The organism is Hydrobacter penzbergensis, from assembly GCF_900106985.1.
GTDB classification, from domain to species: domain Bacteria; phylum Bacteroidota; class Bacteroidia; order Chitinophagales; family Chitinophagaceae; genus Sediminibacterium; species Sediminibacterium magnilacihabitans.
The window spans coordinates 484,091-503,465 of sequence record NZ_FNNO01000001.1; the positions used below are offsets into that span (position 1 = coordinate 484,091).

At 46.1% G+C, this 19,375-nt stretch carries 19 protein-coding genes and 1 other RNA gene; 12 read left to right on the forward strand and 8 right to left on the reverse strand.

Going from position 1 to position 19,375, the window contains the following annotated elements; all coding sequences use genetic code 11:
• The first annotated feature begins 33 nt into the window (after window positions 1–33).
• On the forward strand, window positions 34–477 hold the full coding sequence (locus tag BLU98_RS02255; protein WP_139173812.1) for an Xre family toxin-antitoxin system antitoxin: 444 nt from the start codon (window positions 34–36) through the stop codon (window positions 475–477).
• Window positions 474–953, forward strand: a complete 480-nt coding sequence (locus tag BLU98_RS02260; protein ID WP_092721593.1) for an RES family NAD+ phosphorylase — start codon at window positions 474–476, stop codon at window positions 951–953. Before BLU98_RS02255 ends, BLU98_RS02260 begins: the two co-directional genes overlap by 4 nt.
• On the opposite strand, the gene sppA is transcribed toward BLU98_RS02260, so the two are convergent.
• Complete coding sequence (sppA, locus tag BLU98_RS02265) at window positions 934–2,694, reverse strand: signal peptide peptidase SppA (protein ID WP_092721594.1); 1,761 nt, start codon at window positions 2,692–2,694, stop codon at window positions 934–936. The genes BLU98_RS02260 and sppA overlap by 20 nt on opposite strands.
• Before the next feature lie 59 nt (window positions 2,695–2,753).
• Between sppA and folK the strand changes: the two genes are divergently transcribed.
• From folK to BLU98_RS02280, 3 genes are read left to right on the forward strand one after another with little or no spacing between them, the layout of a single operon-like run.
• Window positions 2,754–3,233, forward strand: a complete 480-nt coding sequence (gene folK, locus BLU98_RS02270) for a 2-amino-4-hydroxy-6-hydroxymethyldihydropteridine diphosphokinase (protein ID WP_092721595.1) — start codon at window positions 2,754–2,756, stop codon at window positions 3,231–3,233.
• Between the two features lie 51 nt (window positions 3,234–3,284).
• Entirely contained in the window at window positions 3,285–3,917 is a 633-nt protein-coding gene (locus BLU98_RS02275; RefSeq protein WP_092721948.1) for a deoxynucleoside kinase, read from the forward strand.
• 10 nt (window positions 3,918–3,927) lie between these two features.
• A complete protein-coding gene (locus BLU98_RS02280) occupies window positions 3,928–5,178 on the forward strand; it encodes an MFS transporter (RefSeq protein WP_092721596.1) in 1,251 nt (416 codons plus the stop codon).
• On the opposite strand, the gene BLU98_RS02285 is transcribed toward BLU98_RS02280, so the two are convergent.
• Both BLU98_RS02285 and BLU98_RS02290 read right to left on the reverse strand, forming a co-directional pair.
• Window positions 5,175–7,400 carry a monovalent cation:proton antiporter family protein gene (locus BLU98_RS02285; RefSeq protein ID WP_092721597.1) on the reverse strand — a complete coding sequence of 742 codons (2,226 nt, stop codon included), beginning with the start codon at window positions 7,398–7,400 and terminating at the stop codon, window positions 5,175–5,177. The two genes, BLU98_RS02280 and BLU98_RS02285, sit on opposite strands and share 4 nt — an antisense overlap.
• Window positions 7,397–7,894, reverse strand: coding sequence for a YkgJ family cysteine cluster protein (locus BLU98_RS02290; protein ID WP_026774953.1), 498 nt, complete (start codon window positions 7,892–7,894; stop codon window positions 7,397–7,399). The genes BLU98_RS02285 and BLU98_RS02290 overlap by 4 nt, the downstream gene beginning before the upstream one ends.
• Before the next feature lie 134 nt (window positions 7,895–8,028).
• On the opposite strand from BLU98_RS02290, the gene gcvP reads away from it, so the two are divergent.
• Window positions 8,029–10,908 carry an aminomethyl-transferring glycine dehydrogenase gene (gcvP, locus tag BLU98_RS02295; RefSeq protein ID WP_092721598.1) on the forward strand — a complete coding sequence of 960 codons (2,880 nt, stop codon included), beginning with the start codon at window positions 8,029–8,031 and terminating at the stop codon, window positions 10,906–10,908.
• A gap of 53 nt (window positions 10,909–10,961) precedes the next feature.
• On the opposite strand, the gene BLU98_RS02300 is transcribed toward gcvP, so the two are convergent.
• Window positions 10,962–11,363 (reverse strand): hypothetical protein, encoded by a 402-nt coding sequence (locus BLU98_RS02300; protein ID WP_139173813.1) that lies wholly within the window; start codon window positions 11,361–11,363, stop codon window positions 10,962–10,964.
• Window positions 11,364–11,725: 362 nt separating this feature from the next.
• On the opposite strand from BLU98_RS02300, the gene BLU98_RS02305 reads away from it, so the two are divergent.
• A complete protein-coding gene (locus BLU98_RS02305) occupies window positions 11,726–12,034 on the forward strand; it encodes a hypothetical protein (protein ID WP_092721600.1) in 309 nt (102 codons plus the stop codon).
• Between the two features lie 80 nt (window positions 12,035–12,114).
• On the opposite strand, the gene BLU98_RS02310 is transcribed toward BLU98_RS02305, so the two are convergent.
• Window positions 12,115–12,687, reverse strand: a complete 573-nt coding sequence (locus BLU98_RS02310) for a porin family protein (protein ID WP_257574652.1) — start codon at window positions 12,685–12,687, stop codon at window positions 12,115–12,117.
• A 102-nt stretch (window positions 12,688–12,789) separates the two neighbouring features.
• Between BLU98_RS02310 and BLU98_RS02315 the strand changes: the two genes are divergently transcribed.
• Both BLU98_RS02315 and BLU98_RS02320 read left to right on the forward strand, forming a co-directional pair.
• Entirely contained in the window at window positions 12,790–14,064 is a 1,275-nt protein-coding gene (locus BLU98_RS02315; protein ID WP_092721602.1) for a serine hydrolase, read from the forward strand.
• A gap of 57 nt (window positions 14,065–14,121) precedes the next feature.
• Complete coding sequence (locus tag BLU98_RS02320) at window positions 14,122–15,165, forward strand: Gfo/Idh/MocA family oxidoreductase (protein WP_092721603.1); 1,044 nt, start codon at window positions 14,122–14,124, stop codon at window positions 15,163–15,165.
• 60 nt (window positions 15,166–15,225) lie between these two features.
• Here the strand turns inward: BLU98_RS02320 and fsa are convergent, their stop codons facing one another.
• From fsa to BLU98_RS02335, 3 genes are all read right to left on the reverse strand, one after another.
• Window positions 15,226–15,876: a fructose-6-phosphate aldolase gene (gene fsa, locus BLU98_RS02325; protein WP_092721604.1), complete on the reverse strand. Its 651-nt coding sequence runs from the start codon at window positions 15,874–15,876 to the stop codon at window positions 15,226–15,228.
• A gap of 61 nt (window positions 15,877–15,937) precedes the next feature.
• An RNA gene (gene ffs / locus BLU98_RS02330) (signal recognition particle sRNA small type) lies at window positions 15,938–16,036 on the reverse strand.
• Window positions 16,037–16,078: 42 nt separating this feature from the next.
• Window positions 16,079–17,356, reverse strand: coding sequence for a type IX secretion system plug protein (locus BLU98_RS02335; protein ID WP_092721605.1), 1,278 nt, complete (start codon window positions 17,354–17,356; stop codon window positions 16,079–16,081).
• A 94-nt stretch (window positions 17,357–17,450) separates the two neighbouring features.
• Between BLU98_RS02335 and BLU98_RS02340 the strand changes: the two genes are divergently transcribed.
• The 3 genes from BLU98_RS02340 to BLU98_RS17505 all read left to right on the forward strand — a co-directional run bounded on the left by BLU98_RS02340 (window position 17,451) and on the right by BLU98_RS17505 (window position 19,375).
• A complete protein-coding gene (locus BLU98_RS02340) occupies window positions 17,451–18,683 on the forward strand; it encodes an ABC transporter permease (protein WP_092721606.1) in 1,233 nt (410 codons plus the stop codon).
• A gap of 354 nt (window positions 18,684–19,037) precedes the next feature.
• The gene (locus BLU98_RS17660; RefSeq protein WP_257574653.1) at window positions 19,038–19,160 is read left to right on the forward strand and encodes a hypothetical protein; all 123 of its coding nucleotides are present in this window, start codon (window positions 19,038–19,040) and stop codon (window positions 19,158–19,160) included.
• Window positions 19,157–19,375, forward strand: a complete 219-nt coding sequence (locus tag BLU98_RS17505) for a sialidase family protein (RefSeq protein WP_139173814.1) — start codon at window positions 19,157–19,159, stop codon at window positions 19,373–19,375. The genes BLU98_RS17660 and BLU98_RS17505 overlap by 4 nt, the downstream gene beginning before the upstream one ends.

Consider the following 19,375-nt stretch of genomic DNA (forward strand, 5'->3'; position numbering starts at 1 on the left):
AAAAGTCGTATATTTGTATAACAAATGACGGATATGGCAAAAGTGAGAAAATACCCCAAACAAGATGCTCTTCCTCCTAAAGTAAGTGAAGAGCCGGCAGCTTATATACCTGCTAAAAAGCAGCCCATCAGTGTTGCCGATTTCAGTTACCGGAAATTTAAAAAAATTGCCGATCTCGTTCCTTTTACACAAACCGAATGGGCCAATATTCTTCACCTTTCCGAAAGAACCCTACAGCGTTATGCCAAAAACAACAGTTCTTTCGAAGGTATTTACACAGACCGCATCCTTGAAATGCAGGAGCTTATTGAAACCGGCCTCGAAACCTTTTCGTCCTCCGATGCTTTTTACCGCTGGCTCAAAAAAGATAAGCAAATCCTGGGGCACAACCTCAATTTCGAGTCGTTATACAACAGCCGCGGCATCATTGAACTCACCGATCAGTTAGCCAGGATTCAATACGGCGTCTATTCATGATCGTCTACCGCATTGCACATAAAAAATATGCAGACGATCTTTCAGGAACGGGCGCCCGGCTGAGAGGTGGCAGGTGGAATCCAAAAGGATTACCATTGCTGTATACCAGTGAACATATTTCATTGGCCCTGCTCGAGACCCTGGTGAACGCATTCTCGCTGGAAGACCTGCACCTATTGCGACTCGTGCAGATCGAAATTCCGGGACGCACTGCCCACAGTCATATCATAGAGAATAAGAACCTTAAAAAGAACTGGCAACAGGATTTTGATTACACGCAATGGATGGGACAGGAAATCATCCGCAACAAAGAAGTATTGTACGTCCGCTGTCCTTCTGCAGTGGTACCTCAGGAACATAATTACCTCATCAATCCCCTTCACGCCGATTTTGAACGCATCAAGCTGACCGAAGTAAGTGATTTTGAATTCGACCACCGGCTATTCAAACAAACCGTTAGTTCACATCTACCGTAAACGGCATGCGGGCCTGCGGTATCCCTATCATCTGACGCACCTGCTTTACCTGCTGTAAGACTTTCCACTCTTCTGCACCGATCTCTTCTTTGATCAGGTCTTTGCTTACTGATTTTTTATAATTGCTCATCAATTGTTCCAAAAATCCTTTTTTCTCTGGGTATTCCCTGGTGCGATAGTCTTTCAGTTTCGCCATCCGCGCGGCACAATCAACTGCATCCTGCATGGTGCCTACCCTATCTACCAAACCGATCTGTGAAGCGCGTGTTCCTGTCCATACACGGCCCTGAGCAATACTGTCGATATACACCATGTCTTTTTTTCTTCCTTCACTTACCCTTGTCTTGAATGTATGGTAGATCGAATCAACGGCTGACTGTACGAACCTTTTCTCTGTTTCATTCAGCGGCCTGTCGCCCGAACCCATATCGGCAAAGGGCGCTGTCTTTACCCTGTCGAATGTAACCCCCAGCTTATTCCTGAAAAAGGATTCGAAATTGGGAACAATGCTGAATACGCCAATAGAACCGGTGATGGTATTGGCATTGGCAAAAACCGAGTCGGCATTGCAGGAAATATAATACCCACCAGACGCTGCCACATCGCCCATGCTCACTACCACAGGCTTTTCTTTTCTTGCCAGGGTAATCTCGCGCCAGATCACATCGCTTGCCAGCGAGCTGCCACCCGGTGAATTCACCCTAAACACAATAGCCTTTATATCATTGTCGAGCCGCAGCTTGCGTATCAGGTTCCTGAATTCATCACTCGATACCTGGTCGCTCTCTCCTTTTCCATCCACGATATCTCCCGCAGCATATACAATGGCAATGCGGCCATCACTACCTGTTTTTTTGAATTCAACAGCTCTTGCATAATCAGTCAATTTTACAAAATTGATTTTCTGTTCATCCTTTGCAGCGTGGAGTTTCCGGAGTATCGCGTTTTTCACTTGATCATCATACTTCAAGCCGTCTACCAATCCTAGTTGCAATGCATCGTGGGCAGTCTGTACGGATCCGTTCACCGCGAGCATCCTCAGTTTGGCCGTATCGAGATCACGGCTCTCAGCAGTGGTCTGCAAAAGGCGGCTATATAAATCGCCCAGCCATACGGAGGTCTGCAGCCGATTGGCTTCGGTCATGTGTGTCTCACGTAAAGGCTCGGTAGCGCTCTTGAATTTGCCGGCATAAAATATCTGCGGCTGTATCTCCAGCTTGTCTAGCGCTCCCTTCAGGTACAGCATCCCCGATGAAAAACCTCCCCATTCAACACCACCTTCCGGATGGCAGTACAACTTATTGGCTATGGTACCCACGTAATACCCTTTCTGCGAAATCGCCTCGCCATAAGCCACGATGAACTTTTTGCTGTCTTTAAAATCTGCCAGGGCTTTGCGGAGTTCTTCACTGGCAGCGAAGCCGTTGGCATTATGTCCGCATACCAGGTATATCCCTTTGATGGCCGTATCTGCTTTTGCATACCGGATCATCCGCACCACATCGTAGAGGGATGGTATATCATAGGCCTCATCATCGATAATTGAACCGATGGGGTTTTCCTGCTTTCTTTCCCTGAAATGATTGGCGAGATCTACTACCAGTACCGCATCATTCCCGATGGTGGTTTTTTCGGCAGAAGTAGCGCTGGCAATGAAACCGGCAAGAATGAAAATACCCATCACACATAAAACAACCAGCGCCAGCAGGACGGCAAAAAAGGTTTTAAAAAAGCTTTTCATATTTTTAATTACGGCTTTATGAATTTAAAGATATTTGAAGCCATTTATTCTACCAATTTATGAGAACAGCATATTTGCTGATAGGCGGCAACATGGGCAACCGGCTGGCTTACCTGCAACAGGCTTCCGACGAGATCGAAGCATCCTGTGGTATTATTACGCGCCGCTCTTCTATTTATGAAACGGAAGCCTGGGGACTTACAGACCAGCCATCCTTTTTCAACCAGGCGCTGGCGCTGGAATCTTTCCATGAGCCGCCACTACTCATGAATGAGCTACTTACTATCGAAGAAAGGATGGGAAGAAAACGCAACATCAAAATGGGTCCCAGGATCATTGATATAGACATTTTATTGATTGATGACCTGGTGATGGACACACCACAGCTTTCTGTTCCACATCCTGCACTGGCTTTAAGGAGGTTTGCACTGGCGCCACTGGCCCAGATAGCAGCCGAATTGGTGCACCCTGTATTGCATAAAACCATCCGCCAATTACTCAATGAATGCCCCGACCGGCTCCATGTGCAAAAAAAATAAAGGCACAGTTGCCGATGACGGTTAATTTTGAAAGTCACCGACCAGCAACTAATGAAGCATCATTTTATTACGGTAGAAGGGAATATCGGCGCCGGCAAAACTACATTGGCACATTTATTGGCCAAGCATTTCAATGCGAGGATCATTCTGGAAGAATTTGCAGACAACCCTTTTCTGCCTAAATTCTACGAGAATCCTCAACAATATGCTTTCCCGCTCGAGCTGTTCTTTATGGCCGAGCGCTACAAACAGATGAAAGACCTGGTACACACCAAGGACCTTTTCCAACACGTGACCGTTTCGGATTATCTATTTACCAAATGCCTGCTCTTTGCCAAAGTGAACCTGCCCGAGGAAGAGTTCAGGCTTTACCAGAAATTGTTCGAGATCATCCACCAGCAACTGGTATTTCCCGACATCCTCATATACCTGCATGCACCCGTGAATAAACTGCAGGCCAACATCAAAAAAAGGAACCGCGATTACGAACAGTCCATACCCGATGAATACCTGTTCAGCATTCAGGAAACTTATACCAGCTATATCAAACAACACAACATCAAAACTATTTTTATCGACGCCAGCAATGCCGATTTCCTGGGTAATGAAAAACATTTGCAGGTAGTACTGGATGCATTGGATAAGGACTATGATGTTGGGCAACACTATTTCACGTTGCCATAGACCATGAAACATGACGAATACCGATAGTAACAAGAGAGACCCGTTTGAAGCAGTTCGTATTTCCGAATTCAGGAGTCTGGTCACCGTCAGGTTCCTGTTCATCATGGGATTGCGCATGATGAGTACCCTGGTAGGCTGGTGGATCTATGAACTCACCAATGCACCCTTTGCAATTGGTTTGATTGGCTTGTCTGAAGTCATCCCTGCCATTTCGATGGCATTATATGCCGGTCATATCATTGACCTGAGCGAGAAAAAAAAGCTGATGCGTACCGGCTTAAGCCTGTACCTGCTTGCAGCGCTTGTATTGGTTTTGCTTTCATCGCGTTTCACCGATACCCGTCTTTCTCATCACTGGATTGCCTTAAGCATTTACCTGATTATTTTTTGCACGGGTATCATTCGCTCCTTCACTGGCCCGGTGTTCAATGTGATCCTGGCGCAGGTAGTACCTAAATCTAAACTGCAGAACGCCACTACCTGGAACCAGGGTGCCTGGCTCACCGCATCGGTATCGGGCCATGCTATCGGCGGATTTCTCATAGCCGGCTTGGGCAATACCGGTACGCTGGTCACCATCGCCTGCCTGATGACTGCAGCACTGCTCTTTTCATCGAGACTCAAACAGCATCCTCCCCTGAATGAACGCGGTGAGAAAAAGACCTGGGAAAGTGTGAAAGAAGGGATCGACTTTGTTTTCAAAACAAAAGAAGTGCTGGGCGCTCTTTCCCTTGATCTTTTTGCGGTGTTGTTTGGTGGCGCCGTAGCTATGGTACCTGTTTATGCGAGGGATATTTTAAATGTAGGCCCGCGCGGATTCGGTTTTTTGAACGGCGCATCTGATATAGGCGCTATTTGCATTGTGGTATTGCTGGCTTTGTTTCCTTTACGCCAAAAACAGGGAAGAAAATTATTGTTTGCCGTGGCCGGATTCGGTTTGTGCATCATCACATTTGCGCTCTCTACCACTTTCTGGTTGTCTTTTGCTGCATTGATGCTGAGCGGAATTCTCGATGGTATTAGCATGGTAGTACGCGGTACCATCATGCAATTGAAAACACCCGATAATATGCGCGGAAGGGTTTTGAGCGTAAACTCCATGTTTGTCAACAGCAGCAATGAATTGGGGCAGTTTGAAAGCGGTGTAGCTGCAAAGCTCATGGGCGTGGTACCTTCTGTTGTATTTGGAGGATGCATGACGCTAGGTGTGGTTCTAGTTACCTGGTTCAAAGCCCCCAGCCTGCGAAAAATGGAATACTAATTCGCGCTTAACTTCCTGATCTTTCTCCGGTTACCCACTATCCAAAGTATATCGCCCCATTCGAGTATGGTTTGTGAAGAAGGGTTCAATATGCGATCTCCTCCCCTTTCTATGCCTACTACAAGCCCGTCTGTTTCCTCCCTGATGCCCGATTCGCGGATGGTTTTTCCTTTCAGCCGGTTGTGTTCATCCACTATGATGGTTTCCAACTCCACCGTTTCTTTCTCTGCAGGGAAATTGGCTTCATAGGCTACGATGATCTTGCCAAACTCCTGTAATTGCTGGTCGGTACCAATTACTCCGATGGTATCGAAGGGAAAAATATGTTCTGTTCGCGCAGGGGCGTACAATGTTTCATTGCCCCTTTCTATAAAAGCTATGTTGATACCGTATTGTTCACGCCATTGGAGTTGTTCCAGTGTATGGCCTATGAAAGGTGCATGCGGACTGATATTGTAATGCACCAGGTGCGCATCCCAGGGTGAAAGATGGCTTTGTCTTTTTTGCAGTTCCAGCATTTCTTTTTCGTGCAGGTTAGCGAGAAAACGGTCTTCGATACGCTGGTAGAATTTTTGCAGCCGCTGCCGGAATATCACGCCTACTACAACCATCACCACAATGGTGCCGGCTACGGCGGTCCAGAAAGGATATAGCTGTCGCAATAAGAAGCCCACCAATAAAACGGCCAGGATATTACGGGCTATTTCGAGCATCACCAGCGGGCCGTGATTGTATTTATTATCGAGCCACAATGCTGCATAAGCGCTGCGTTTCATTTTTTTCGCTGTCAGGGCCCATACAAAAGGCGCCATCAAAAGGAGCGCTACCAAAGTAGTGATGATTCTTCCCAGTTGTTGATTTTCAAAATGAAGTAATACAAACGGCAACAGTATATAACTAACCAACAGGATCAACGCAATGATCACTACACTATTCACCACCACTACCTGGAAATAAAAACGGAGCAATTTTTTCCAGTTGCTTTCACTTTCAATGATCTGCGAGCTGCTGCTGTATTTTTCCAGGCCCGCCAGCCAACGGGCCGGTAATATTTTCTGTAGCAGTGCATATAAAGGCTCGGAGAGCTTCATCATATAAGGCGTGGTGAAGGTGGTGATTACCGATACGCCTACGGCTATAGGATAGAGATAGGAGCTGGTTACGTTCAATGAAAGTCCCAATGTAGCAATGATGAACGAAAACTCCCCAATCTGCGACATGCTGGTACCCGCCTGTACTGCCTGTTTGAGTGGCTTTCCCGCGAGAAGGGCACCCGCGCTTACGAATAAAGTCTTTCCAAGTAAAACGGCCAGCGTTAGCAACAATACGGGCACCGCATATTCCACCAGGATGGCGGGGTTGATGAGCATCCCTACCGAAACAAAGAAAATGGCGCCGAATAAATCTTTGACCGAAGCAATAAGATGTTCAATTTTTTCCGACTGCGTGGTTTCGGCCAATATAGATCCCATGATGAAGGCGCCCAATGCTGCTGAGAACCCTACTTTGTCTGCCAGCACCACCATGCCCAGGCAAAGCGCCAGGGAAACCACCAATAAAGTTTCACTACTCAGCCATTTGGAAACCCTTTTGAAAAAAGTAGGCAGCAGGAATATGCCCATCACAAACCAGAGGCAGAGAAAAAACAACAATTTCAGGATGGAGAAAACCATTTGCGAACCTTCGAACTGGCGGCTGACGGCAACGGTTGAGAGCAATACCAATAACAAGATGGCTACCAGGTCTTCTATCACCAAAACGCCCAATACCAGCCCGGTGAACTGTTTTGATTTCAATCCCAGTTCATCAAAAGCCCTGAAAATAATGGTAGTGGATGAAATAGCTATTATGCCTCCTAAAAAGAGGCTGTCCATATAAGGCCAACCGAGCAATTGCCCCATTCCATAACCCGTAAGCATCATACATACCAGCTCCACCACGCCGGTGATGGCTGCCGATCCGCCTACCTTGACCAGTTTTTTAAAGCTGAATTCAATACCCAATGCAAACAGTAAAAACACAACACCTATTTCGCCCCATATCTTGATCCCTTCGAGATCGGTAATGGTAGGGAATAGCCTGAAATTGGGACCTACAAAAAGACCTGCAATGATATAACCCAATACTACAGGTTGTTTCAACCGCTTGAAAAACAAGGTGATGACTCCTGCTGCGCCAAGAATCAGCGCCAAGTCTTTGATCAGGGCCGGTACATGGTTCATAGGCTGTTTTTCGCAAGGATATGCAAAAGTTTCTCTAATACATAATGCACTGCTGGACAGAAACTCGAATTCTTCAGCGTGATGGCGGGACGTTTCAATAAAACGTCTTCATCTGTGTAAGGAAAGCGGTGACAATCAGAAGGGCGCTGCTCATAAATGGAGCAATAGTTTCCGTCTCCCAAAAAAGGACAGGGACTGTTCTTCACCACATAATCGCCGTCTTCATCCAACCGGAGGTAAGTATCGATGAAAACGCTTTCTTTCAGCTTGAGGTGCTTGCTGATCCGTTTGATATCAGGGGTTTTGAAGCGCGGGGAGTAGTTTTTACAACAATTGGCGCATTGCAGGCAGTCGATCTGTTCAAAAGCCTCTTCATGCAGGCGCGGCAGCAATTTCAGTGTCTTTTGCTTATCGGCCCGTTGCAAGTACTGCCGGTATTGCTTTTGGTGCTCGGCAGACTTTTTCTCCCAATTATCCATGTTTATTGCATCCATTCACTGGTCGTCGATCGATCGCAAAGATACCATTCTCCCCGGTTAGGCCCGGCTTTTCCCCAGCCGGTTACGACAGCGTTTTTTTAACAGTATATCATCTTACCTTTGCGGCGTCTGAAAAAACAGCTATTGCTATGAAGTTATTTGAAGAACAGTCCGTTGAATTTCAACACAGGCATATCGGTCCCGGCGAGCAAGACACCCAGGCCATGTTAAAGACCATCGGCGCCTCTACACTGGAAGCGCTGGTTGGCAAAACCGTTCCTGATGCCATTCGTATTAAAAAGCCGCTCGATCTTCCCGCAGCCATCAGTGAGTTTGAATACCTGAGCGAATTGAAAAAAGTAGCGGCTAAAAACAAGGTGTATAAAAATTATATAGGTCAGGGTTATTACGGCACTATCACACCCAGTGTCATTCTCCGCAACGTTTTTGAGAATCCGGGATGGTACACACAGTACACGCCTTACCAGGCCGAGATTTCACAGGGCAGGTTAGAGAGCCTGTTGAATTTTCAGACCATGGTGGCTGATCTCACGGGACTGCCCATAGCCAACGCCTCATTGCTTGATGAAGCCACTGCCGCAGCAGAAGCCATGGCCATGATCTTTCATCACTTGAACAAAACAGATGTGATCAGCAAACCCCGGTTGTTTGTTGACAATAGCATTTTCCAACAGACCAAAGACGTATTGGTTACCAGGGCAACACCTATTGGTATTGAGCTGGTATATGGCGATTATCATACTGCGTCTCTCGACAATACTTATTTTGGTGCCATCCTGCAATACCCCAACAGTCACGGTGCTGTTGAAGACCAGCGTGTTTTCATTGAACAGGTGCATGCAGCAGGCGGATTGGCGATCATGGCCACCGATCTATTGGCGCTCACTTTACTCACTCCTCCCGGAGAACTGGGTGCAGATGTGGCCGTTGGCAACACACAACGTTTTGGCGTTCCGATGGGATATGGTGGTCCGCACGCCGCTTTCTTTGCCACCAAAGACGAATTCAAACGCGGCATGCCCGGCAGGTTGATCGGTGTGAGCATCGATGCGCAGGGCAACCGTGCATTGCGCATGGCTTTGCAAACGAGGGAGCAGCACATCAAACGCGAAAAAGCAACGTCTAATATTTGTACGGCGCAGGCATTGCTGGCCAATATGGCGGCTATGTATGCTGTGTATCATGGTGCAGCAGGACTCAAAGCCATCGCTTCCCGGGTACATGCATTGACACAAGCGGTAGCCAAAGGATTGAGCAAGCTGGGTATTGAACAAAAGAATGCGTTCTATTTCGACACACTGCATGTTGCAGGTGTTGATGCGGCGGCTTTGAAAAAAATGGCGGAGAAATTCCATACCAATTTCCATTATGCAGCCGATGGCACTGTGCATATCAGCATAGACGAAACCACATCCATAGAAGATGCTAATACCATCATCAAAATATTTGAATCGCTTACCGAGAAAAGTACGGGCTATCTGTTAACAGCAGCAAATGCAAATGGTGTTGCTTATCAGTTGCCCAATTCCCTGTTGCGCAGCTCTGAATATTTAACACACCCTGTGTTCAATACACACCGCAGCGAGAGCCAGATGATGCGTTACCTGAAACAACTGGAAAATAAAGACCTGTCACTGAATACCAGCATGATCAGTTTGGGTAGTTGCACTATGAAGTTGAATGCCGCTACTGAAATGATCCCTGTGAGTTGGCCTGAGTTCGGTGGCCTCCATCCTTTTGTTCCCGCAGAACAAGCAACGGGATACCAGCAGATCGTTGAAGAGCTGAGTGCATTCCTTTGCCAGATCACCGGCTTTACTGCCTGCAGCCTCCAACCTAATAGCGGCGCTCAGGGTGAATATGCCGGTCTGTTGTCTATCCGCTCATATCATGCGGCGAATAACCAGGCACATCGCAATGTAGTGTTGATACCCATCAGTGCGCACGGCACCAATCCTGCCAGTGCGGTCATGGCCGGTTTCAAAGTGGTGGTGGTAAAATGTGATGATGCAGGAAATATCGATGTAGCTGATCTGAAAGAAAAAGCAGTACAATACAAAGATACACTGGGTGTGTTGATGGTTACTTATCCCTCGACCCATGGCGTGTTCGAAGAAACCATCAAAGACATCTGCAATATCATACATGAGAATGGTGGTCTTGTGTACATGGATGGAGCGAATATGAATGCGCAGGTAGGACTGACCAGTCCGGGTACCATTGGTGCCGATGTGTGTCACCTCAACCTGCACAAAACCTTCGCCATCCCGCATGGCGGTGGCGGTCCAGGCATGGGCCCTATTTGTGTGAACGACAAACTCGCTCCATACCTTCCCGGTCATGCCAGCACAGGCAATGGCCAGTTGGCTGTAAGTGCAGCGCCTTATGGATCGGCCAGCATCCTGCTTATCAGCTATGCTTATATCAAAATGCTGGGGGCAGATGGTGTAAAGATGGCAACTGAATATGCCATCCTGAATGCCAATTACATGAAAGCGCGGCTTGAAAAATACTATAAGATATTGTACACCGGCAGCAATGGAACCTGTGCGCACGAGTTCATTGTTGACCTGCGACCGTTCAAACAAAGCGTGGGTATTGAAGCAGAAGATGTGGCCAAGCGTTTGATCGATTATGGTTTCCATGCGCCCACGCTGAGCTTTCCTGTTCCGGGCACTATTATGATTGAGCCTACCGAGAGTGAGGATAAAGCCGAACTCGATCGTTTCTGTGATGCATTGATCTCAATTTATGAAGAGATCAGGGCTATAGAGGAAGGACATTCCGACAAAGCCGATAATCCGCTTAAGCATGCGCCACATACGCAAGCCGTTGTTTGTGGTGATGAATGGCCCCATGCCTATTCACGTAAGGAAGCGGCGTTTCCATTGTACTATGTTACACAGAATAAATTTTGGCCGAGTGTGGCGAGGGTGAATAACACACACGGCGATCGCAACCTGGTATGCACTTGCGAGCCTGTTTCGGCTTACGCAGAAAATGCATAAGTTATACCGTTGATCAAAACCAAAAGCCGTAAGAAAATGATGCGTTCATCTTCTTACGGCTTTTTTCTTTCTGTTTCTTTTTCCAGCAGTGTGATCAGTTTTTGTTTGTCCGACAATGCATTTTCCAACAGGATTACCTGGGCCCTGAGGAGTGCGATGATTTCATCTTTGGAAGTGAGATAGGCCGCTTTCTCTTCATTCATTTCGTGGGCCAATTGTTCTTCAGGCGGCAGGCTTGCATCGATGAGCATATTACCCCTGCCTGAAAAAAGCCAGATGATGCTGAGCTCTGGATACTGTGTTTTGATTCTTTCCAGGATATCGGTACCTACGGCTCCCTGTTTCTTTCGCTGCTTGCCAAGATATCCGTTGGATATGCTGCAGGCATGTTCTACTTCATAAGCAGAGAGACCACGAAAATCCATGTATTGGTATAAGCGTTCAATGATCGTCAATGTGGATAAATTTATTAGAAAAAAGTTTGCTAAAAATTTTATTATTAATAGAAATATTACTATTATTGTGGTCGAAATGTTTTACGAAGTAAATCAATCTGTATGACACCACAATGGTTGTTTATACGGTAATTTGTCTTAACTCACAGCGGGTATGCAGAACCATCCGTTAACCTACAAGACAAATCTACGGTCCAAACCTATCTCGTAAAACGAACCCAAAGTATACCGCCACTATCGGGGAAGTGGTTGTATACTAACAACTGCTTTGTAACAATACAAACCCCGGGGGTATTGTGCACAGCATCGCACAAAAAGTCCAGCAAGCAAAGAGCGATTGATCACTATTAAAAACAGTAAAAATGCCTTTGACACAGTACCCGGAATGGGAATCCCATTCCAGAAAACTCAGCAAAGAAGAGGTTGAGCATCCCCTGCTGGTAATCGATGAACTTTTTGATTACGCGCATCTCCCGGATGTGAGAGAGCTTTTATGGCTTTGGCTGAAAACCACAGTGAACGGAGATTTTTCTGATGGTCTTGATCAGCACGAGAGAGGCTCTATACTTTTCTTTTATGAAAAAATGGAAAGATTGGTAGAAGCGGCACATATACTTCATGTGCGAAACAAATACCAACAACCAGGCGACTCAACCAATGAGCCGCAATAACAATAAGGCCTTACCGATATCAGTAAGGCCTTTGTTTTACCTGTTGTTGCTGTTTATTCGCTGTTTGTTACCTGCTGGTTTTATTTTATCCTCACTGCAACTCCTACCTGGAGCACATTGCTATAATGCAAAAAATTGGTATTGGCTACAATGTTGGTAAGGCCGAAATTATATCGTGCATCGAACCCTATCTGATCCGTTGCCTGTATCCCCACTCCCAGGCCCGCACTCAATGCGAACTTGTTATAATCGCTCATGACATTTATTTTGCGGCTGGGGTCCTTGTCGGCCGCGCCTACCAGCATTCCCAATTGCGGACCTGCTTCCACATAAACCTGCCTGGCAGGATAGTATTGAAACATCACAGGCACATTGATATAACTCAACGCAATCACCCTGTCGCCCACCGGCGTCTGGAATCTTTCGCCTTCACCCGAATACATGATCTCCGGCTGGATATACCAATTTCTTGATGATTTTGTAAGCAATGAATTGAAAAACAAACCTGCATGTCCGCTGGTACGGCTATTGCCGCCCGTACTGGATATATCCGCTATGCTAAAACCGCCTTTTACCCCCATTACTTGTGCCTTTGCTTTTGTAAAGCAGCATACCATCAGGAATGCTCCCATTACCATCATACTCTTTTTCATTACAATATTGTTTGATTCATGTCTTGTATTGCCAAATGCCATGCCAAAAAAAACATGAGACGCAATTTGTATTTATATTTAGTTCACAAACAGTCCATCATCATGTGTAATTTATTTCTCTACCGACAACAAGCTGTCTGGCTGTTTCTGCTCCTGCTGTGCCCCTGCCTCGTTCCGGCCCAGGAAAAAACAGATTCCTGGCTGCAACAACTGCTGAACAGTAAAGCGCCACCGCTGCTGCAAAAGGTGTTGAACCACCCCGACAGTTTTCAATACCAGCTCATCTATACAGAAATCAACCGAGACGCCAACAACCGGCCTCATTTCAAAAATCATTACCTGCATGTAGACCGTAACCGGTATTTCAATCCTGCTTCTACGGTTAAACTACCTACTGCGTTGGTGGCATTGGAAAAATTGCACTCGCTTCGTAAATATGGGGTTGACAGGCGAACACACATGTTAACCGATAGCAGCTTCAGTTCCCAGTCTGCCGTATGGAGTGACAGTTCTTCCGCAGATGGTTATCCTTCTGTTGAACACTACATCAAAAAAATATTCCTCATCAGTGATAATGATGCATACAACCGCTTGTATGAATTCGTGGGACAGGCAGCACTCAACCGTACTTTATGGAGCAAAGGTTATCCTGATATACGCATTGTACGGCGGTTTACACCTATGAGTGAGGAAGAGAACCGTCATACCAACTCCATCCGCTTTGAAAAGAATGGAACATTGTTATATCAACAACCTGCCGCTTACAGCGATATCCCATTCAATTACAATAAGCAGGTATTGGTAGGAAATTCTTTTTACGATCGTTACGATTCACTCATTCATCAACCGATGGATTTCACGCGGCATAACAATTTTCCATTGGAAGACCTGCAACAGGTACTTCAGTCGGTGCTCTTTCCTCAATCGGTTCCTGCATCGAAACGATTCCATTTATCGGATGAGGATGAGCAACTCTTATACCAGTATATGTCGGAATACCCTTCTGAAAGTCAGCATCCACGCTATGACACCACCACCTATTTCGACAGCTATACCAAATTCTTCCTGTTCAAAGATGGCCGTCAAAAAATACCTTCCAATATCCGTATCTTTAATAAAACAGGATGGTCTTACGGCTATCTTACCGATGCAGCTTACATCGTTGATTTCGATAAAAAAATTGAATTCATGCTTTCTGGTGTCATATATGTTAATCGCGATGGAATTTTAAACGATGACAAATACGAGTATGAAGAAACCGGTTATCCTTTCTTTAAAGAAGTAGGCAGGATCATATATGAATATGAACAAAACCGGAAACGTTCTCATCAACCCAACCTTAACAAATTTGTCCTGGACTATAATGCAATACCATGATTATTCAAAAAAAGAAAAGAAAAAAGGATTTTAACCGAATCATTATTCATTGATATTATGCAACAGATCAGAACCGCACTGCTGTCTTTTGGAATGTCGGGCAGGGTATTCCATGCCCCCTTCATTCATTTACATCCCGGCCTCGAATTATATGGTGTGTGGGAAAGAACAAAATCCGCTTCACTCGAATTTTATCCCGGCATTCGCATCTTTCGTTCGCTGGAAGAACTGCTTGCCGATGAAAGCATTGAACTGGTGATTGTGAACACACCCACCAATACGCATTTTGAATACACTAAAAAAGTATTGGAAGCAGGTAAACATGCGGTGGTGGAAAAAGCATTCACCACTTCCGTGGCCGAAGCCATTGAATTGCAACAACTGGCTGCACAACAGCATAAAAAAATAAGTGTATTCCAGAACCGCAGGTGGGATAGTGATTTCAAGACCGTAAAAAAAATAGTAGAAGAAGGATGGCTCGGTGATATCACCGAAGCCGAGTTTCATTTCGACAGGTACAAGGAAGAATTGAGTCCCAAAATGCACAAAGAGATTCCCGGTCCCGGTGCAGGTGTGCTCAACGACCTGGGTCCGCATTTGATTGACCAGGCCCTGTTTCTTTTCGGAATGCCCGATGCCATGTTTGCCGATATCCGCATTACCAGGCCGGTATCGCAGGTGGATGATTATTTTGAGCTACTGCTTTATTATAAAACCATGCGGGTGCGCCTGAAAGCAGGTTACCTGGTGAGAGAACCCCTTCCTTCTTTTATCGTACATGGTCACAAAGGATCATTTATCAAAACGCGCGCGGATGTACAGGAAGCGGATCTGATAGAAAATAAAAAGCCGGGCGGAACCGATTGGGGAACAGAACCTGTATCAGAAGAAGGATTATTGCATACAGAAAAGAACGGAAAAATTATCAGGGAACGGATTCATACGCTACAGGGCAATTATTATGCATATTATGAAGCTGTTTATCATGCAATCATCCAAAACACAGAGATGCCTGTTACCGTACAAGATGGTATCAACGTTGTGCGGATCATTGAGGCTGCAGTACAAAGCAGTGCGGCAGGTAAACTGATCCAACTATAATATCATCAAATAAAAAAGCCCCCGCATGCGGAGGCTTTTTTATTAATCAATATCGTTCATTTACATTTTCTTGGCATCTTCCAGGAACTTGGCCAGACCAATATCCGTTAAAGGATGTTTGAGCAAGCCGAGGATGGAATCGAGCGGACAGGTACATACATCCGCCCCTGCTTCTGCAGCTTTGGTGATATGCAGTGCGCTGCGGATAGAAGCCGCCAGGATTTCTGTTCTGTAATTCTGTATATCGTAGATATGGCGGATCTGCGCAATCAGTTCCATACCATCCCAACCACTATCGTCGATACGGCCGATGAAAGGCGATACATAACTGGCACCTGCTTTGGCAGCCAGGATGGCTTGTCCGGCAGAGAACACCAAAGTGCAATTGGTACGGATACCATTATCGGTAAACCATTTGATGGCTTTTACGCCGTCTTTGATCATGGGAACTTTCACCACGATATTGGGGTGAATGGCCGCCAGTTTTTTCCCTTCTTCAACAATGGTAGCAAAATCGGTCGATAACACTTCTGCACTTACATCGCCATCTACCAGCTCGCAAATGGTTTTGTAATGGTTGGCAATAGCAGCTTCTCCTTTGATGCCTTCTTTTGCCATCAGGGAAGGATTGGTGGTTACACCATCGAGGATACCCAGGTCATGGGCTTCTTTGATCTGGGAAAGATTACCCGTGTCGATAAAAAATTTCATGCGGTATAAAATTAGCTTCCCCCTCAAATGAAATGCCCCCATCGGGGGTGGAGGGGGTAAAAAATGGCAGGCTACTCACATCGCACCGCTCAACCACTTATCCTTGCTGCATTCCTGCCCTGGGGAGGTTCAGCAGGAGCTGGTCGTGTAAGACCTGCCGGTTGCAAAGCTAAGGCATCGCAGTTTATTTTCCCGTTTTTTTTTAATATCGTCCTGTGCGTGAATTGATTGTGCTGATGCCCAGCAATTCATCGTGTCTGCCGCTCAATGAACGATAATAGACCAATATGGTATAATCGTTCTCTGTTTCCCAATAATTTCCTTCGGTGAGATCGGTAGCAGCTCTTTCGTCCGGATCTTTAACAGATTTGGTAACATAGATGTAGCTGTAATAACCTTGTTTGAGCAACAGGGTCTTGGTATATACGCCATTCGCTTCATCGAATTGCATCAGGGAAGTATCGCTTACCTGGTTGCCGGTACATTCACCCAACAAATATACACGGCGCCCTGCAAGAGGCTGTTTATTCGCCGGCGCCAATGTGAACTTCACTTGCGCATAATCGCTCTGCCACCAGGGGTTGATCGATTCTGTAGCACTGATCTGGTCCCAACCGTTGCGATCTGTAAAGAACACATAAGCAAGTTGTTGCCGCTGAAAATCGGGTTTCATGTATACGGCAAATGGCCGCTCGCGCTGGTCGATATGATCTACGCGATCGCTTTCAAAACGAAAGCTCTGCAAATCGGCCCAGCGGTATTCTTTCCCGGCTGCAAAAACACAATCGCGCTCTCCGTTATACTCCAGCACATTGTTACGGATGAAGGATGGCTGGATACCGGTAACCGCATCATCCCAACGGTTGTTTTGCAACACAACCACTTTCACCTGCTGCTGCACATTCAGCACATTCATTTCACGGGTGTTGATGAAGAACTGCAGTTTCTGGTGGGTTTGTATCAATGCATTATCAAACGGTTGTAACATTCGTGCGCCGACAGACATCTTATCTTCCATCACCATGAGGCGTTTGGTAAAAGCCAATTGTGAAGTATCGCCATTAAGGAATACTTTCAACAGGTAATTACCGCTCCGGGTAGGGATACAATTCCGTTCGGGCAGCAGGGCCTGGTAATGTACATAGGGAGTGGTACTGATAGATGACATGCGATACTGGTACAAACGGTTTTGCTGAAAACCATTGATATAGTCGAACGGACTCAGGTCCGCCGGCGTCCAGTCTGCATTACACAACTGAAGGGTGTAAAAATAATTCTTCGCATATCCGTCAAGATCATCGAAATGCAGCTCCAGCAGGTCGGGAGAATTGAGCCGGATGACCGGCAAACTCTGCTGGTTGTTTTGCTGGAATAATTTGACGGTCCTGATGCCCGGCATATACACATGATCGGGCAAACGCTGTGCATGCAACAAGAAACAACCCTGCCAGACGAGGAATACCAAGAGCAACTTTTTCATGTTGTAAAGATGCAGTAAAACGGTCTGTTAGTCAATTCATTTTGCTGCATTGCAGACAGCTCCGTAGATTTGGCTGAATCAAAATCAATGCCGTTTGGGTCTTGCCCTTGATATTGCAAAGCGTGTTGCGTTCAACCGTCAAAAATCATTTTCCAGGTTCATCATCCGGTTATCGGTTGCTGCAACGGCTTTAAGCGTGGCGGCCATGATCATTACCCTCTCTTTTGTAAATGGGTTCCAGCAGAAAGTGTCGGAAAAAGTATTCAGTTTCTGGGGGCATATCCGTGTACAGAAATATGAGGCCGGGAAATCGCTGGTTGCCGAAGAAACCCCTCTTCAAAAAGATCCTTCAGTAGAAAACATCATTCGTCAGCAACCCGGTGTAACACAAGTGCAGGGGTTTGCTACCAAATCGGTGGTGTTGGAGAAAAATAAAGAGATCGAAGGCGTGCTGCTCAAAGGCATTGAAGAGAATTACGACAGCAGCCGGCTGAAGCCTTACCTCGTGGAGGGCCGATGGATACATTTCAATGACAGCCTGTATAGCCGCGAATTGTTGCTTTCTGCACAACTGGCTTCGCAATTGAAAGTGAACCTGAACGATACTATTACTGTTTATTTCATTTCATCTGTCGACGGCAGCAGAACTTACCGCAGGCTGAGCATAGCCGGCATTTACAAAACTGGTATTGAAGAATACGATAAGCTGTTCATCATCGGCGACCTGCGGCTGATCAGGCGCGTAAACAGTTGGCGGGATGATGAGATTGGCGGCTATGAATTGTTTGTAAAAGATGATCATTCCATGACGGCCATTAATGATGCTTTGCTAAATCACCTGCCGCCGGAATGGATGAGCCGGAGCATACCCGAGATCTATCCCAATATTTTTGATTGGCTTAACATCCAGGATGTGAACAGGAATGTCATTTTCATTGTCATGTCTGTGGTGGCCATCATCAACCTGGCCACTTGTTTACTGATACTGATGCTGGAAAGGACCCGCATGATTGGGATCCTAAAAGCCATTGGCGCTACCGACTGGCTGATACAGCGTGTGTTCCTGTACCATGCTACTGTTATTACCCTCGCGGGCATTGGTATTGGGTTTGTGACAGGTACCGGCATCTGCCTGCTGCAACAGTATACACATTTCATCAAACTCGACGAAGCCTCATATTATGTACGGTATGCGCCTGTAACGATCAACTGGATACAGGTTGCAGTGGTTTGTATGACCACTGCATTGGTTTGTTACCTTTCTCTTTTATTGCCCACCTGGCTCATCAGGAAAATCAGTCCTGTGAAAGCCATACAGTTCAGATAGTATTTTGAGATGATGAAAATATGCTTCCGGGCATGTTATGATCATCCTATATGATCTATATGACGATTTTGTTATTTCAATACATTATATATATTTATATTAATATGTTTGTATCAAAAATCACCTAATATACTCATTATATATGAACCCAACAACGGGATTCTTCCGGGCTGCCGTGTCGCTCTTGGAATTCTCTTCTTCAACCTGCTGACTGCTCAAACCCCTGTCATCACCGGCCATGTTACCGCACAAAACAGCGGAGAACCCCTGCAAGGGGTATCGGTCGTGATCAAAGTATCGGCGCACGTTTCTCCCGTGTGAAATTTGCAGATGCCGATACCGGAATCAACCTCAATGAAAACTGCAGCCCGCTTCATCGTTTACCTGTTGGAAAAATCGTCCGAAACAAAGGCCATGACGGCGTACACACTTACCGGATACCCGGCATGTCTTACAGCGACGATCAGGGCAGCATGATCTCATTCATATATCACGGAAAAAACGTACTGGCTTTTTCAAACCCGCACGTACAGAAAGGCCGGAGGAACCTGACCATCCAGTTCAGTTTCGATGAAGGCAGCACATGGTTGTCGCAATACAACATGTTGGTAGATGAGCGGTCTTTCTTCGGGTATTCTTCACTGGTATATACGGGTGATCTGCTCTATACCAAATTCCGCCTGCCCTTCTGA

Bases quoted from the DNA above. Each gene is read 5' to 3' on its own strand.
- BLU98_RS02255 (WP_139173812.1), top strand. From the start codon at position 34: ATGGCAAAAGTGAGAAAATACCCCAAACAAGATGCTCTTCCTCCTAAA.
- BLU98_RS02260 (WP_092721593.1), top strand. From the start codon at position 474: ATGATCGTCTACCGCATTGCACATAAAAAATATGCAGACGATCTTTCA.
- sppA (WP_092721594.1), bottom strand. From the start codon at position 2,694: ATGAAAAGCTTTTTTAAAACCTTTTTTGCCGTCCTGCTGGCGCTGGTT.
- folK (WP_092721595.1), top strand. From the start codon at position 2,754: ATGAGAACAGCATATTTGCTGATAGGCGGCAACATGGGCAACCGGCTG.
- BLU98_RS02275 (WP_092721948.1), top strand. From the start codon at position 3,285: ATGAAGCATCATTTTATTACGGTAGAAGGGAATATCGGCGCCGGCAAA.
- BLU98_RS02280 (WP_092721596.1), top strand. From the start codon at position 3,928: ATGACGAATACCGATAGTAACAAGAGAGACCCGTTTGAAGCAGTTCGT.
- BLU98_RS02285 (WP_092721597.1), bottom strand. From the start codon at position 7,400: ATGAACCATGTACCGGCCCTGATCAAAGACTTGGCGCTGATTCTTGGC.
- BLU98_RS02290 (WP_026774953.1), bottom strand. From the start codon at position 7,894: ATGGATGCAATAAACATGGATAATTGGGAGAAAAAGTCTGCCGAGCAC.
- gcvP (WP_092721598.1), top strand. From the start codon at position 8,029: ATGAAGTTATTTGAAGAACAGTCCGTTGAATTTCAACACAGGCATATC.
- BLU98_RS02305 (WP_092721600.1), top strand. From the start codon at position 11,726: ATGCCTTTGACACAGTACCCGGAATGGGAATCCCATTCCAGAAAACTC.
- BLU98_RS02310 (WP_257574652.1), bottom strand. From the start codon at position 12,687: ATGAAAAAGAGTATGATGGTAATGGGAGCATTCCTGATGGTATGCTGC.
- BLU98_RS02315 (WP_092721602.1), top strand. From the start codon at position 12,790: ATGTGTAATTTATTTCTCTACCGACAACAAGCTGTCTGGCTGTTTCTG.
- BLU98_RS02320 (WP_092721603.1), top strand. From the start codon at position 14,122: ATGCAACAGATCAGAACCGCACTGCTGTCTTTTGGAATGTCGGGCAGG.
- fsa (WP_092721604.1), bottom strand. From the start codon at position 15,876: ATGAAATTTTTTATCGACACGGGTAATCTTTCCCAGATCAAAGAAGCC.
- BLU98_RS02335 (WP_092721605.1), bottom strand. From the start codon at position 17,356: ATGAAAAAGTTGCTCTTGGTATTCCTCGTCTGGCAGGGTTGTTTCTTG.
- BLU98_RS17660 (WP_257574653.1), top strand. From the start codon at position 19,038: ATGAAAACTGCAGCCCGCTTCATCGTTTACCTGTTGGAAAAATCGTCC.
- BLU98_RS17505 (WP_139173814.1), top strand. From the start codon at position 19,157: ATGATCTCATTCATATATCACGGAAAAAACGTACTGGCTTTTTCAAAC.